Origin of the sequence: Streptomyces sp. yr375, from assembly GCF_900110755.1 — a bacterium.
GTDB lineage: Bacteria > Actinomycetota > Actinomycetes > Streptomycetales > Streptomycetaceae > Streptomyces.
Genome location: NZ_FOFF01000009.1, coordinates 132,026 through 145,929, shown reverse-complemented (window position 1 = coordinate 145,929; position 13,904 = coordinate 132,026). Strand labels below are relative to the sequence as shown.

13 protein-coding genes are annotated in these 13,904 nt (G+C 72.7%); 7 read left to right on the top strand and 6 right to left on the bottom strand.

Annotation, left to right across the window (positions count from 1 at the left end; translation table 11 throughout):
• Positions 1 to 63: 63 nt before the first annotated feature.
• The 3 genes from BMZ82_RS12585 to BMZ82_RS12575 form a co-directional block, all read right to left on the bottom strand.
• Positions 64 to 801, bottom strand: a complete 738-nt coding sequence (locus BMZ82_RS12585) for a bifunctional DNA primase/polymerase (RefSeq protein ID WP_093774887.1) — start codon at positions 799 to 801, stop codon at positions 64 to 66.
• Positions 802 to 923: 122 nt separating this feature from the next.
• A complete protein-coding gene (locus tag BMZ82_RS12580; protein WP_093774885.1) occupies positions 924 to 1,556 on the bottom strand; it encodes a TetR/AcrR family transcriptional regulator in 633 nt (210 codons plus the stop codon).
• 44 nt (positions 1,557 to 1,600) lie between these two features.
• Entirely contained in the window at positions 1,601 to 2,608 is a 1,008-nt protein-coding gene (locus tag BMZ82_RS12575) for a Gfo/Idh/MocA family protein (RefSeq protein WP_093774883.1), read from the bottom strand.
• Positions 2,609 to 2,694: 86 nt separating this feature from the next.
• On the opposite strand from BMZ82_RS12575, the gene BMZ82_RS12570 reads away from it, so the two are divergent.
• The 3 genes from BMZ82_RS12570 to BMZ82_RS12560 all read left to right on the top strand — a co-directional run bounded on the left by BMZ82_RS12570 (position 2,695) and on the right by BMZ82_RS12560 (position 6,462).
• Complete coding sequence (locus BMZ82_RS12570) at positions 2,695 to 4,032, top strand: multidrug effflux MFS transporter (protein WP_093774881.1); 1,338 nt, start codon at positions 2,695 to 2,697, stop codon at positions 4,030 to 4,032.
• Positions 3,969 to 5,180 (top strand): serine hydrolase domain-containing protein, encoded by a 1,212-nt coding sequence (locus BMZ82_RS12565; protein ID WP_093774879.1) that lies wholly within the window; start codon positions 3,969 to 3,971, stop codon positions 5,178 to 5,180. The genes BMZ82_RS12570 and BMZ82_RS12565 overlap by 64 nt, the downstream gene beginning before the upstream one ends.
• A gap of 301 nt (positions 5,181 to 5,481) precedes the next feature.
• Positions 5,482 to 6,462, top strand: a complete 981-nt coding sequence (locus BMZ82_RS12560) for a small ribosomal subunit Rsm22 family protein (RefSeq protein ID WP_093774877.1) — start codon at positions 5,482 to 5,484, stop codon at positions 6,460 to 6,462.
• Between the two features lie 10 nt (positions 6,463 to 6,472).
• On the opposite strand, the gene BMZ82_RS12555 is transcribed toward BMZ82_RS12560, so the two are convergent.
• Positions 6,473 to 8,125: an alkaline phosphatase D family protein gene (locus BMZ82_RS12555; protein WP_093774875.1), complete on the bottom strand. Its 1,653-nt coding sequence runs from the start codon at positions 8,123 to 8,125 to the stop codon at positions 6,473 to 6,475.
• A gap of 191 nt (positions 8,126 to 8,316) precedes the next feature.
• Between BMZ82_RS12555 and BMZ82_RS12550 the strand changes: the two genes are divergently transcribed.
• A complete protein-coding gene (locus tag BMZ82_RS12550; RefSeq protein ID WP_093774873.1) occupies positions 8,317 to 9,099 on the top strand; it encodes an SDR family oxidoreductase in 783 nt (260 codons plus the stop codon).
• A 73-nt stretch (positions 9,100 to 9,172) separates the two neighbouring features.
• Here BMZ82_RS12550 and BMZ82_RS12545 read toward each other — a convergent pair whose 3' ends face one another.
• Positions 9,173 to 10,354 (bottom strand): D-alanyl-D-alanine carboxypeptidase family protein, encoded by a 1,182-nt coding sequence (locus tag BMZ82_RS12545; protein WP_093774871.1) that lies wholly within the window; start codon positions 10,352 to 10,354, stop codon positions 9,173 to 9,175.
• A gap of 226 nt (positions 10,355 to 10,580) precedes the next feature.
• Here BMZ82_RS12545 and BMZ82_RS12540 point away from each other — a divergent pair, with 226 nt between their 5' ends.
• Both BMZ82_RS12540 and BMZ82_RS12535 read left to right on the top strand, forming a co-directional pair.
• Entirely contained in the window at positions 10,581 to 12,080 is a 1,500-nt protein-coding gene (locus tag BMZ82_RS12540; protein WP_093774870.1) for an ABC transporter permease, read from the top strand.
• A gap of 55 nt (positions 12,081 to 12,135) precedes the next feature.
• The gene (locus BMZ82_RS12535) at positions 12,136 to 12,825 is read left to right on the top strand and encodes an ABC transporter ATP-binding protein (protein WP_093774868.1); all 690 of its coding nucleotides are present in this window, start codon (positions 12,136 to 12,138) and stop codon (positions 12,823 to 12,825) included.
• 52 nt (positions 12,826 to 12,877) lie between these two features.
• Here BMZ82_RS12535 and BMZ82_RS12530 read toward each other — a convergent pair whose 3' ends face one another.
• On the bottom strand, positions 12,878 to 13,204 hold the full coding sequence (locus tag BMZ82_RS12530; RefSeq protein ID WP_093774866.1) for a nuclear transport factor 2 family protein: 327 nt from the start codon (positions 13,202 to 13,204) through the stop codon (positions 12,878 to 12,880).
• A 125-nt stretch (positions 13,205 to 13,329) separates the two neighbouring features.
• Here BMZ82_RS12530 and BMZ82_RS12525 point away from each other — a divergent pair, with 125 nt between their 5' ends.
• Positions 13,330 to 13,875 carry a DoxX family membrane protein gene (locus tag BMZ82_RS12525; protein WP_093774864.1) on the top strand — a complete coding sequence of 182 codons (546 nt, stop codon included), beginning with the start codon at positions 13,330 to 13,332 and terminating at the stop codon, positions 13,873 to 13,875.
• Positions 13,876 to 13,904 lie beyond the last annotated feature (29 nt).

Here is a 13,904-nt window from a genome sequence, read left to right as displayed (position 1 = left end):
CCCTGGGGGGGTTGTAGTCGCCCTCGTTAGCCGCGCGCCCCTGAGGGTGTTGCCATTGCCGTGTCAGCCGCGTAGGGGCCAGGCTCCTGCTGCGTGGTTTTGGTCTCTGTTTGTGTGGCGGGCGCAGGCGTCTGTTAGGGGTTCCAGGAGGGTCAGGGGGTCGGGGAGGGGGTGTTCGGGGCCTCGTAGCCAGTGGACCGTGTGGTGGTCGGGGCCGGGGAGGCGGGCCGGGGGGACCAGGACGTAGGACCCTCGGCAGTGCCAGCGCAGGCCGGGGTGTTCGTCCATGGTCTCGGGGCGGCAGTCCAGCTCGCAGGGCCACCACTCGTCCTCGTCCTCGGGGGTGCCGCGGGTGAGGGTGAAGAAGAGCATGCGGCCGTCGTCGCTCACGGCGACCGGGCCGACGTCGACGCCGGCGCCGAGCAGCCGCTCCAGGGCCTGCTGTCCGGCCTCCACGGGCACGTCCAGGACGTCGTGCGTCAGGCCGGTGGCGGTGATGAAGTTGGCCTGCGGCTGGTGCCGGGCCCAGCGCTCGACCTGGGCGCGGTCGGTGGTGGACTGCGACTGCCAGGCGAAGGACACCGGGTGCCGGGCGGGCGTCGGGCAGCCGACCCGGTCGCAGGAGCAGCCGTAGCCCGGGGCCGGGTAGGCGGCGGGCGCCAGGGGGAGTCCCGCTTCGGCGGCGGCCAGCAACAGGGCCTCACGGTCACCGTCGTCCACGGCCTCGGCCGCGCCGCTGCCGCGCAGCCGGCGAGAGATTTTGCCCCACAGACCGGTCCGGCCGTCGAACTCCGCGCTCATCTGTCCCCTCGCCTCGCTGGTGCCGACAGCATGCCTCATGGTCCCACCATCCTGCGCATCGGGGGTCCGGAGCCGTGAATCGGGGCAGGGGGGGACGGGCGGGGCCAGAGGGGCCTATTGCGTCACCGGGGTGCGAGACCGTGGAGGGCGTAGTCGACGAGGGTGTCGGTGTACTCGTACGTGATCGGGCCCGTGTACTGCAGCCAGCGCTGGGCGAGCGGGGAGATGAAGAACTCGAGGGCGATGCGCGGGTCGAGGTCGGCGCGGACCTGGCCGGCCTCCTGGGCGGCGTGCAGCCGGTCGACGTAGAGCTGGATGGACGGTTCCATGAGCTTGGCGGTGAACTCGCGGCCGACCTGTTCGTTCACCACGCCCTCGGCGGCCAGGGCGCGGGAGGGCGCTTCGAACCGGGGGTCCGTCAACTGGTCGACGGTGGCCCGCAGTACGGCCTTGATGTCGGTGGCGAGGTCGCCGGTGTCGGGGATGGCGTACGGCTCCCGCTCGGCGGCTCCCGCCTCCCGGCCGGCCTGTTCGCTGAGGTCGAGGAACGCCTCCAGCAGGACGTCGGCCTTCGACCCCCACCAGCGGTAGATGGTCTGCTTGCCGACGCCCGCGCGGGCGGCGATGCCCTCGATGGTCGTCCTCGGGTAGCCGACCTCCGCGACGAGGGCGAGGGCCGCGTCGTAGATGGCGCGCCGCGACCGCTCGCTGCGGCGGGTGGTGTCGGGGGCCGGCTTTCCGGACTGGGTGACCATGGGTCGACGGTACCAAGGCGTGAGACGGGACGTCTCGCGAGTGGTTACGCGTGCGCGGTCTCGCCGGGGTAGCGCACACCGATCCGGTCCCGTACGGCGTCCAGGGTGCGCATGACGGCGAGGCTGCCGTCGAGCGGGGCGAGCGGGGACTCCGTCTCGCCGGCCCGCAGTGCGCGCATGACCTCGCGGGCCTCGTGTCGGAAGGTGTTGCGGGGGCCGTCGGCCGGGTCGGCGGCGAACTCCTGCGGATCGCGGCCGGCGCGGTGCAGGACGAGCCGGTCGGGGTGGAAGAAGCCGGACGGGATGTCGATGCGGCCCCGGGAGCCGGTCACGGAGGCGGTGGTGCCGGTGCCGCCGACGACGGAGCAGTGCAGGGCGGCGAGCGCGCCGGAGCCCCAGGACAGCGCCAGGGCGGTCTGGAGGTCGACGCCTTCGGCGGACAGGACGGCCTGGGCGGCGATGCCGGACGGCTCGCCGAGCAGGAGGTGGGCGAAGGAGACGGGGTAGACGCCGAGGTCGAGGAGCGCGCCGCCGCCCTGGGCGGGGTCGCGCAGCCGGTGTGCGGGCGGGAAGGGGCCTTCGAGGCCGAAGTCGGCCTGCACGGTGCGGACTTCACCGATCGCGCCGTCGTCGACGAGGGCCTTGAGGCGGCGGATGACGGGGTTGCAGTACATCCACATCGCTTCCATCAGGAAGCGGTCGTTGTCCCGGGCCAGCGTGACGAGTTCCTCGGCCTCGCGGACGTTCAGCGTGAACGCCTTCTCGCAGAGCACGTTGCGGCCGGCCTCCAGGCAGAGTCCGGCGGCGGCGCGGTGGGCGGCGTGCGGGGTGGCGACGTAGACGACGTCGACGTCCTCGTCGGCCGCGAGCAGGTTCCAGTCGCCGTAGGCGCGGGGGATGCCGAACCGTTCGGCGAACGCCTTCGCGGAGGCCTCGGTGCGCGAGGCGACCGCGACGACCTCCGCGTCGGGCAGGTCGATCAGGTCCGCCGTGAACGCGCCCGCGATCCCGCCGGTCGCCAGGATTCCCCATCGCACCGTGTCCGTCGTCATACCCCGCCCGCCCCTTGTGCCGTCCCAGCAGTCTGTTCGAGCTGAGAGCATAGGCGGCGAAGACGTCGGAGAGGGAGGGCGGCCTTATGCCGGAGGGTGGGCCGATACCCGGTGGGGCGACACCGGACGTCACGGCACAGCAGACCACCGAGACGTACGAGGCACGGGTACCGGCGGCCTCGCGGGAGGGGCGGCGGGCCGGCTGGTTCGTGACGCTCGTGCTGGGCGGGCTGACCGCCACTCCCCCGCTGTCGATGGACATGTACCTCCCGGCCCTGCCCGAGGTCACCCGTTCGCTGTCCGCGCCCGCCGCGACCGTGCAGCTCACGCTGACGGCGTGCCTGGCGGGGATGGCGCTGGGGCAGTTGGTGGTCGGCCCGATGAGCGACCGGTGGGGGCGGCGGCGGCCGCTGCTCGCCGGACTCGCCGTGTACGTGGTGGCGACCGCGCTGTGCGCGCTCGCGCCGACCGTCGAGACGCTGGTCGCGTTCCGGCTGCTCCAGGGCCTCGCGGGGGCGGCGGGCATCGTGATCGCGCGGGCCGTCGTACGCGATCTGTACGACGGTGTGGCGATGGCCCGGTTCTTCTCCACCCTGATGCTGATCTCGGGGGTGGCCCCGGTGGTGGCGCCGCTGATCGGCGCGCAGATCCTGCGGGCGACGGACTGGCGGGGCGTGTTCGCGGTGCTCACCGGGGTGGGGCTGGTGCTGGCCGGGGTGGTGTGGACGCGGCTGCCGGAGACCCTGGACGTCGCCGACCGGCATGCGGGCGGGGTCGGCGAGGCGCTGCGCTCGATGCGCCGGCTCCTGTCCGACCTGTCCTTCACGGGCTACCTCCTGACGGGCGGTTTCGCGTTCGCCGCGCTGTTCGCGTACATCTCGGCGTCGCCGTTCGTGGTGCAGGAGATCTACGGCGCGTCGACGCAGACGTTCGGGCTGCTGTTCGCGGTGAACTCGGTCGGGCTGGTGGTGGTCGGGCAGATCAACGGCAAGGTGCTGGTGGGCCGGGTGCGGCTGGACCGGGTGCTGGCCGCCGGGCTGACGGTGGTCGCGCTGGCCGCCGGCGCGCTGCTGCTGATGACGACGGGGGTGTTCGGCCGGGTCGGGCTGGCACCGGTCGCCGTCGCCCTGTTCGTCCTGATGTCGGCGATGGGCGTGACGCTGCCCAACGCCCAGAGCCTGGCCCTGATGCGGGTGCGGCACTCCGCCGGTTCCGCGTCCGCGCTCCTCGGTACGTCGTCCTTCGCGATCGGCGCGGTGGCCTCGCCGCTGGTCGGGATCGCCGGTGAGCGGACGGCCGTCCCGATGGCCGTCGTCCAGTTGACCGCAGCGGTGGTGGCGCTGGCCTGCTTCGTGGTTATGTGCCGTCCCTGGAGGAACCCGAGGAAGCGGGGGAACACGGGGGCGGAAGGAGCAGGGAGCTGAGCGCACCGAAACTGCGCGTCGACACACCGGAACGGGCCGGGCTCGACCCCGAGGAGACGCGGCTGCTCGTCCGCGACGTCATGGACCTCACCGCCGGGGACCGGCCCTGGGCGCCGGGCGCCGTCGTGGTCGCCGGGCGGGGGCCGGTGATCGCCGTGCGGGAGGCGTCGGGGTGGGCGGTGCGGTACGCGGCGTACGACCCGGTGACGGACACCGGCGTCGAACTGCCGGCGCGCGCACGGGTCCCGATGACCGTCGACACCCCTTTCGACCTGGCGTCCCTCACCAAGCTGTTCACGTCGGTCGCGGCGGTGCAGCAGATCGAGCGCGGCACGCTCGGCATCGACGCGCGGGTCGGCGCGTACCTGCCCGACTTCCGGGCGGCCGCCGCCCACGACATCACCGTCCGCCAGCTCCTCACCCACACCTCCGGGCTGCGCCCCGAGCTGCCCCTGTACGACTGCCCGGACGACGCGGCGCGGCTGGAGCTGCTGCGCGCGGAAGCGCCGGTCGCGCCCGTCGCGAACGGGTCCGAGACCGTGCGGGGGTACCCGTACGTGTACTCGGACCTGAACATGCTGCTGCTCCAGCAGTTTCTGGAACGGCTGACCGGCCGCCCGCTCGACGTCCTCGTGCGCGAGGGGATCACCCGCCCGCTGGGGATGACGTCGACCGACTTCGGCCCGTGCCCCGGCGCGGCGGCGACGGAGGACCAGCGGCGGCCGTGGGCCAAGGTGGACCGGGGGATGCTGCGGGGCGTGGTGCACGACGAGAACGCGTGGGCGCTGGGCGGGGTGGCCGGTCACGCGGGCCTCTTCTCGACCGGCCCGGACCTGGCCGTGTTCTGCCGCACCCTGCTGGCAGGCGGCTCCTACGGCCCCGCCCGTATCCTCGGCCCCGACTTCGTGGAACTCCTCCTGACCCCACCGGGCCTGGGCTTCGCCCTGGACCAGCCCTGGTTCATGGGCGAACTGGCAGGCGAGGGCGCGGCAGGCCACACCGGTTTCACGGGAACGTCCCTGGTCATCGACCCGGCGACAGACACTTTCGTGGTGCTTCTGGCGAACACGGTGCATCCGGTACGGAGGCCGCCGGACAGCGGCCCGCGGGCACTGGCGGGGACGCGGATGGCGATGGCGGTGCGGTGAGGGGCGGTGGTGGGGGGCGATGGTGGGGGGGCGGATAAGTGTGGGTGCCTCGGTAGCGGCGGGTGCGGGTATTTCGGCCCGTCCGGTGAAGGCGGTGCGGTGTGGGTGCCTCGGTACGGGCGGGTGCGGACATTTCGCCCGTCCGGCGGCGGCAGTACCGGAGGGTGCCTCGGCGGCGGGTGCCGGTATTTCAGCCCGTCCGGCGTTTGAGGACGAGGCCCCTTCAGGGCCGAAGCGGGGGTCTGGGGGCGGCAGCCCCCGGGGACGCCGACACCGACACCGGGTGCCGCATAATCGCCAGGTGAACGTCTCCGCCGCCGAAAGCCTCCGTACCGCCCTCGGCGAACTCCTCGACGGGCTGCCGCCCAGGCAAGCCACCCAGGCCGTCGACCGCCTCATCGCCAACTACCGGGGCGCGACCCCGACCGACGCCCCCATCCTGCGCGACCGCGCCGATGTCGCCGCCTACGCCGCGTACCGGATGCCGGCGACCTTCGAGGCGGTGCGCTCGGCGCTGGAGGCGTTCGCGGACGCCGTACCGGAGTGGACGCCGGCCAGCCATGTGGACGTCGGCGGCGGCACGGGCGCGGCGACCTGGGCGGTCAGCGCGACATGGGAGGGCCCGCGCCCGGTGACGGTCCTGGACTGGGCGGAACCGGCGCTGGCCCTGGGCCGGGAGATCGCCGCAGCGCACCCCGCGCTGGACGGCGCCCGCTGGCAGCGCGCCCGCATCGGCGCGTCCCTCACCCTGGACCCGACGGACCTGGTCACCGTCTCCTACGTCCTGAACGAACTGGCCGCCCCCGACCGCGCCGCCCTCGTGGACGCCGCCGCGGCGGCCGCGCAGGCGGTGGTGATCGTCGAGCCGGGCACGCCGGACGGCTACGCCCGGCTGATCGAGGCCCGCGACCGGCTGATCGCGGCGGGTTTCCGGGTCGCCGCGCCCTGCCCGCACAGCGCGGCCTGCCCGATCGTCCCCGGCGCGGACTGGTGCCACTTCTCGGCGCGGGTCAGCCGCTCCTCCCTGCACCGGCAGGTCAAGGGCGGCTCGCTGCCGTACGAGGACGAGAAGTTCAGCTATGTCGCGGCGGCCCGTTTCCCCGTGTCCCCCGCCCCCGCCCGGGTGGTCCGGCGGCCCCAGATCCGCAAGGGTCAGGTGCTCCTCGACCTGTGCGAGCCCGAGGAGCGGCTGACCCGTACGACGGTGACGAAGAAACACGGGGAGCTGTACAAGGCGGCCCGGGACGCGGACTGGGGCGACGTCTGGCCGCCGGTCCCGTAGGCCACGCAGGTCACGCCGGTTTGAGCCCCTGCGCGCCGACCTCGGTGACGAACGACGCGGCCGTGCTGAGCGGAGCGCCCTGCCGGGTGACGTAGGGGACGGTCTTGAAGTCGGCGCGGGCGAGGTCGCGGCCGAGGGTGACTCTCGCGTAGCCGCGCAGGCCGTTGTAGAACTTCAGATGCGGGTTGGCGGCCAGGTAGGCGGCCCAGTTGGCGGGTCTGGCCGTGCCGTTGCCGCCGCTGGAGATCGACGAGGTGACGATCTCGGTGCCGAGCGTCTTCGACGCCGGGTCGGCGAAGTCCCGTTTGACGTCGAAGCCGTAGTGCACGTGGACGTCGCCGGTGAGGACCATCAGGTTCTCGACGCCGGTCGCCTCCGCGCCGGCCAGGATCCGTGTCCGGGAGGCCGGGTAGCCGTCCCAGGAGTCCATGGAGACGCGGGCGGGCAGGGCGGTGGAGTCGTAGCGGCGGGCGAAGGTGACCTGCTGCGGGACCACGTTCCACAGGGCGGCCGAGTCCCGCCAGCCGTCGATCAGCCAGCGTTCCTGGGCGTCCCCGGTGAGGGTGCGGGCCGGGTCCTCGGACTCGGGTCCGGGGAACTGCCAGCCGTCGCCGTACGCCTGGTCGGAGCGGTACTGGCGGGTGTCGAGGACGTCGAGCTGGGCGAGCCGGCCCCAGTGCAGGCGGCGGTAGAGCCGCAGGTCGGGGCCGTCGGGGAGCTGGGGGCGGCGCAGCGGCTGGTTCTCCCAGTAGGCGCGGTAGGCGGCGGCCCGGCGGATGAGGAACTCCGCGGCGGGGTCGTCGTTCTCCGACACCGCGCCCGCATAGTTGTTCTCGGTCTCGTGGTCGTCCCAGGTGACGACGAAGGGGTGGGCGGAGTGCGCGGCCAGCAGGTCGGGGTCGGACTTGTAGAGGGCGTACTTGAGGCGGTAGTCGTCCAGCGTCACCATCTCGTGGCCGTAGACGGCGGGCACGGTTCCGGCCGGGTAGGCGCGGGCGCCGCCGACGCCGCTGACGGCGTACTCGTAGAGGTAGTCGCCGAGGTGCAGGACGACGTCCACGTCGTCCTCGGCGAGGTGCTTGTAGGCGGTGAAGTAGCCCTGGTCGTAGCGCTGGCAGGAGACCACGCCGAGGGTGAGGGCGGAGGCGTCGGCACCCGGGGCGGGGGCGGTGCGGGTGCGGCCGGTGCGGCTGATCCAGGTGCCCGCCTTGAAGCGGTAGTAGTACACGCGGTCGTCGTCGAGGCCGTCGACCTGGACGTGCACGCTGTGGCCGAACTCCGGGTGCGCGAGGGTGGTGCCGCTGCGGACGGACCGGCCGAAGGTGTCGTCGTCGGCCAACTCCCAGTGGACGGTGACGCGTTCGGCGGGCAGCCCGCCGTCCGCCTGGTAGGGGGCGGGCGCGAGGCGCGTCCAGAGGAGGACCGAGCCGGGCAGCGGGTCGCCGGAGGCTACGCCGAGGGTGAAGGGGTCGTCGGTGAGCCGCGCGGGGTCGAGTTCGGCGGCGGCCGCGGTGCCGGCGGCGGGCAGGTTCACGGTGAAGGCGAGCGCGGCGGCGGCCGCGGCGGTGCCGAGGAAGCGACGGCGGCCCAAGTGGCGTGCGGTGGCGCGGAGTTCGGGGGTGTACGCGGGGGTGTACGGGGACGGGCGTGCTGCGGGTGTCATTCCGGTCCTCCCCTGGACATGGCTGCGCCTGGCGAACGGCTGCACCAGGAACATGGCTGCACCTGGCATTGGAGTGGCCGGGGACGGCCCAGGAGGGTCATCAATCTGGCGCGTACACGACAATCGGATGACGGACGCGTGAGTTCCGCATGCCGGACGGCGCATTCCGGACTGTCGTACGCTGCGGCCCCATGATTGCCAAGCAGAATGCTGAAGTCGACGCCGGTCGGGGGAAGATCGCGGTCGTCACGGGTGCCGGGTCCGGGATCGGGCGGGCGGTGGCGGTGGAACTGCTGCGCGCGGGCTGGTCGGTGGCGCTGGCGGGGCGGCGCGCCGAGACCCTGGAGGCCACGGCCGCGCTGGTGCCCGAGGGCGCGAGTCTCGCCGTACGGACGGACGTCTCGCGCCCCGATGACGTGACGGCCCTCTTCGACGCCGTGCGGGAGCGGTTCGGGCGGCTGGACCTGCTGTTCAACAACGCGGGCACGTTCGGGCCGGGCGGGGTGCCGTTCGAGGAACTCCCCTACGACGCCTGGCGGCACGTGGTGGACACCAACCTCAACGGGGCGTTCCTGTGCGCGCAGGGGGCGTACCGGCAGATGAAGGAGCAGGACCCGCGCGGCGGACGCATCATCAACAACGGCTCGATCTCGGCGCACACGCCCCGCCCGCACTCGGCGCCCTACACGGCGACCAAGCACGCCCTCACCGGGCTGACGAAGTCCCTGTCACTGGACGGGCGGGCGTACGGCATCGCGGTCGGGCAGATCGACATCGGCAACGCGGCGACCGACATGACGGCACGGATGCAGACGGGGGCCTTGCAGGCCAACGGCGAGACCGCACCGGAACCGGTGATGGACGTCGCCGACGTCGCGCGCACGGTACGGCACATGGCGGAACTGCCACTGGAGGCGAACATGCAGTTCGTGACGGTGCTGGCGACGGCGATGCCGTATGTGGGGAGGGGCTGAGGCGGGGTCGAGGGCGGGGTCGAGGCGGCCGTCCCACGGCACGGGTGTCGTGGGACGGCCGCCGCACGCACTCTCACTTCTCGGCAGACTCCGCGGAACCCTCCACGGAACCCGCCACGGGACTCGCCGCGGGACTCGCCGCGGGACTCGCCGCAGCAGCGCGCCGCCTGCGCAGGGCGTACGCCGTGCCCGCTGCCAGCGCCACCACTCCCCCGGCCCCGCCGAGCACTCCCCAGCCGCCCGGGCCGCCCGAGCCGCCGTCCGCCGCCGAGGCCTGGGAACCGGCGTGCGCCGCGTCGCCGACGTGCCGTGACACCTTCGCCCCGCCCTCGCTCAACGGGTCGGCCAGCGTCTCGCCCGTATGCGCCGAACTCCCTTGCCCGAAGCCCCAGTCGAGCAGCGCGGCCGTCTCCTCGTAGACGGCGTTGTGGCCGCTCTCGGGATGCAGCACGGTGACGACGAGGGTGCGGCCGGCGCGGGTCGCGGCGCCGGTGAAGGTGTTTCCGGCGTTGCTGGTGTAGCCGTTCTTGACGCCGATCAGCCCCGGGTACGGCGTCACGCCGAACGTGCCCGACAGGAGCCGGTCGGTGTTCTCGATCCCGAAGGTCTTGCCGCCGTCGTCCGGGAAGCGGGCGGTGCGCGTGCCGCAGTAGGCGCGGAAGTCGGGGTTCTTCAGGCCGTGCCGGGCGATGAGGGCGAGGTCGTAGGCGGAGGACAGTTGGCCCTTGTGGTCGTAGCCGTCGGGGCTGACGACATGGGTGTCCAGCGCCTGGAGGTCGGCCGCCCGCGCCCGCATCTGGGCGACGGTCTTCGCGACGCCGCCGTTCATCCGGGCGAGCACCTGCACGGCGTCGTTTCCCGAGCGCAGGAACACGCCCTGCCACAACTGCTCGACGGTGTACGTGATCCCGGCCTTGACGCCGACGAGGCTGGAACCGGACGGTACGCCGGCCAGGTCGGCGTCGGTCACCGTGTACTGCTCGGTGCGCTCGAACCGGCCGAGCAGGGTGTCCGCGAACAGCATCTTCAGCGTGGAGGCGGGCGCGACGCGCAGATGCGGGCGGTGGGCGGCGAGCACCTTCCCGGTGTCCTGGTCCGCGAGCAGCCAGGCCTGGGCGGTGATCTTCTCCGGCGGGGCGGTGCGGGGCGGGGCTGTCATGGGTGCGGCGAGCGGTGCAGTGGCCGCGACGGCCAACAGGGATCGCCGGGACAGGTGCCGGGACGGATGCCGGGACAGGCGCGAGGATGCGTGCACTGCGGGACCGTACAAGGGGATTGTGGGAAACGGAAATCCGCTCCACTCAACCTCGGCCACCTGGCAATAACCCCTCCGCCGCCTGGGAATTGGCTGTCTCAAGGAATTCTGATCCGGCCCCTCGCATTCTCACTCCTTATACATCCTTTACTCAGTCCGGCTCAAAGGTTCCTCCCTACTTTGAGGCCGCGCCCACAGCGGGCGCCAAGAACCTCTGGGGAACGGGATGTTTGGCATCTATCTCAAGCGCGAGCTGGGCCGGCGCAAGAAGGCGGCCCTGGTCATCGCACTGGGTCTGGCGCTCGGAATCGCGCTGGTCATCACCGTGAACTCGGTGTCGGCCGGCATGGCGCAGGCGCAGGACAAGGTCCTCCAGTCGCTGTACGGCCTCGGCACCGACATGACCGTCACCAAGGCGCGCACGGCGCCGACGGGCAACAGTTCCGCGGGCGGCGGCAGATTCGAGTTCGACGCCAAGGGCGAGGACGACGACGCCACGCAGCAGAGTTCGGACCGGGTGATGACGCAGGGCGGTCAGGCCCTGAAGTCCGCTTTCGTCACGCAGGTCGCCGCCCAGAAGGGCGTGGCCTCGGCGGTCGGCGCCCTCACGCTGAACGTCACCAAGGTCGACGGTTCCTTCACCCAGGGCAAGGCGCAGAGCTCGACCAGCGGTAGCAGCGGTAACGGTGGAAGCAGCGGTCAGGGCGGGGGGCCCGGCGGTGGGGGCGGTGGGTCCACTGCCGCGCCCCAGGTGCAGGGCGGTGGCGCGTCCTTCGACGTCAACTCGTACTCCGTGGCCGGGGTCGACGTCACCGAGCAGGAGCTCGGCCCGCTGGCGGGCACGAAGATCACCTCGGGCGTGACGTTCACCTCGGCGCAGACCGACGCCAAGGTCGCCGTCGTGAGTGCGTCGTACGCCAAGGAGAAGTCGTACAAGGTCGGCTCGACGCTGACGATCTCCGGCACCAAGTACAAGGTCGTCGGCGTCGCGACGCCCGACAGCAGCGACTCCACCACGGACGTCTACCTGCCGCTGAAGCAGGCGCAGACCCTCGCCGACACGGCCGGCCAGGTCACCACGATCTACGTCAAGGCGACCGACTCCCAGCAGATCGACACCGTCAAGGCGGCGATCCAGAAGAACATCTCCGGTACGACGGTCACGACCTCCGCCGACCTCGCCGAGACCGTCTCCGGCTCCCTCTCGACCGCTTCCGACCTGGCGACCAGCGTCGGCAAGTGGCTGTCGATCGCCGTGCTCGCCGCCGCGTTCCTGGTGGCCGCGCTGCTCACGTCGTCGGCCGTGTCCCGCCGGGTGCGGGAGTTCGGCACGCTGAAGGCGCTCGGCTGGCCGAGTCGCCGGGTGACCCGGCAGGTCGTCGGCGAGTCCATGGTCAACGGTCTGCTCGGCGGCGCCCTGGGCATCGGCCTGGGCCTGGCGGCCGCGTACACGGTGACCGCGATCAGCCCGAAGCTGACGGCGGAACTCGGCAACACCGGCGGCGGTGGCGGCGGCGGTATGGGCGGCGGTCCCGGCGGGGGCGGCGGCCCGGGTGGGCAGTCGGCGTCGAACACGATGGAGATCGCTCTGTCGGCCCCCGTCTCCGTCACCACCATCGCGCTCGCGGTGCTTCTGGCGGTGGCCGGCGGGCTGATCGCCGGTGCGATGGGCGGCTGGCGCGCCTCCCGGATGCGCCCGGCGGACGCCCTGCGCAGCGTCTCCTGACCCGCCCCACTCCACCCCGTCAACGCTCACGCTCACGTCAGAAACCGGAGCACCCATGTACACCCTCACCGGCGTCACCAAGCGCTACACGCGCGGCAAGGAGACCGTCGAGGCGCTGCACGGCATCGACCTCACCATCGCGGACGGCGACCAGCTCGTCATCCAGGGCCCGACGGGCGGCGGCAAGTCGACGCTGCTCCAGATGATCGGCGGCCTGGACCGGCCGACCGAGGGCAGCGTCGAGCTGGACGGCGTCGACCTCGCGCGCATCAGCGAGGCGAAGCTGACCCGGCTGCGCGCCGAGAAGATCGGCATCATCTTCCAGTCGTTCAACCTCATCCCGACGCTGACCGCGCAGGAGAACGTCGAGACGGCGCTCGTCCCGCTCGGCGTGAAGCCGGCGGAGCGGCGGGAGCGGGCGGCGGAGGCGCTGCGCTCGGTGGGCCTGGGCGAGCGCCTCGGCCACGCGCCGGCGGAGCTGTCCGGCGGCCAGCAGCAGCGCGTGGCGATCGCCCGCGCGCTGGTCAAGAAGCCGAAGGTACTCCTCGCCGACGAGCCCACCGGCAACCTCGACGAGGGCACCCGCGACGACATCATGGCCCTGCTGGAGGGCCTGTGGCACGAGTACGGGCTGACGTTCGTCATGGTCACCCACGACTCGTCGATCGCCCGCCGCGCCCCACGCCTGGCCACCATCAGGGCGGGCCGGCTCACCTTGACGGAACAGGCGGCGGCCCGCTCCTGACGGGGGTCAACGGAGCTTCTACGGGGCTCCTGCGGGGCTTCTGCGGGGGTGCTTACGCCTGGCCGGTCTCGAACCGGGAGATCCGTCCGTCGTCCTCGACCGTGAAACTCCACTTGGTGCGCATCTCGCCCCAGGTGTCGTTGCGGTAGTCGGCGACGAGGGCCCGGCCGCCGGCCGACTCCTTGGTGACGTCCATATGGCCGTGGGAGGAGAGGATCTCCCGGTCGATCCACTGGACGAGGTCACGGTCGGAGCCGTCGTCCGCCATGGTGGCGTCGGGGGTGAGGAGGCTGCGGATGGCCTCCTCGTCGTGGGCGTTGACGGCGGTGACGAAGGCGCGGACGGCAGGGTCGCTGAGTCTGGCTGTCTGAATCGACATGCCAGCCAGACTCACATCGCCGTCCGGCGCCCGCCACCCGAACGGCGTCCAGGACGGGCCGGACGGGTGCCGGGGGTGCGACGGTGGGGGCACGGAGTCCGCTCTTGTCTGCTCAGGGAGTCACCGTGACCTGTTACGACCGACGTGATCTGGGCCTGCTGCTGCTCCGGCTGGGCACCGGCGGAGTGCTGGCGGCGCACGGCGCGCAGAAGCTCTTCGGCTGGTTCGGCGGACACGGCCTGGAGGGGACCGGCCGGTTCATGGAGTCCGTGGGCTACGCGCCGGGCCGGGCGAGCGCCACGGCGGCGGGCCTGGCGGAGGCGGGCGGCGGTGTGCTCCTCGCCCTGGGCCTGGCCACCCCGGCGGCGGGTGCGGCGGCGGCCGGCGCGATGGCGGGCGCGGCGGCGGTGCACGCCCCGAACGGCTTCTTCAACGCCGAGGGCGGCTACGAGTACGCGGCGACCCTGGGCCTGGCAGCCGCGGGCCTCGCCGTCACCGGCCCCGGCCGCCTCTCCCTCGATCACGCGCTCGGCCATGTCTTCGACCGCGGCTGGATGGTCCCGACGGCCCTCGCCGTGACGGCGGCGGCCACGGCGACGGTCGTCGGCCTGCGCAACGAGCGCCTGCGCAAGCGCGAAGAGGGCGAACAACAGGCTCTGTTCGAGGAGTAGCCACCGGGTGCGGGCGTGACCTGACAGCC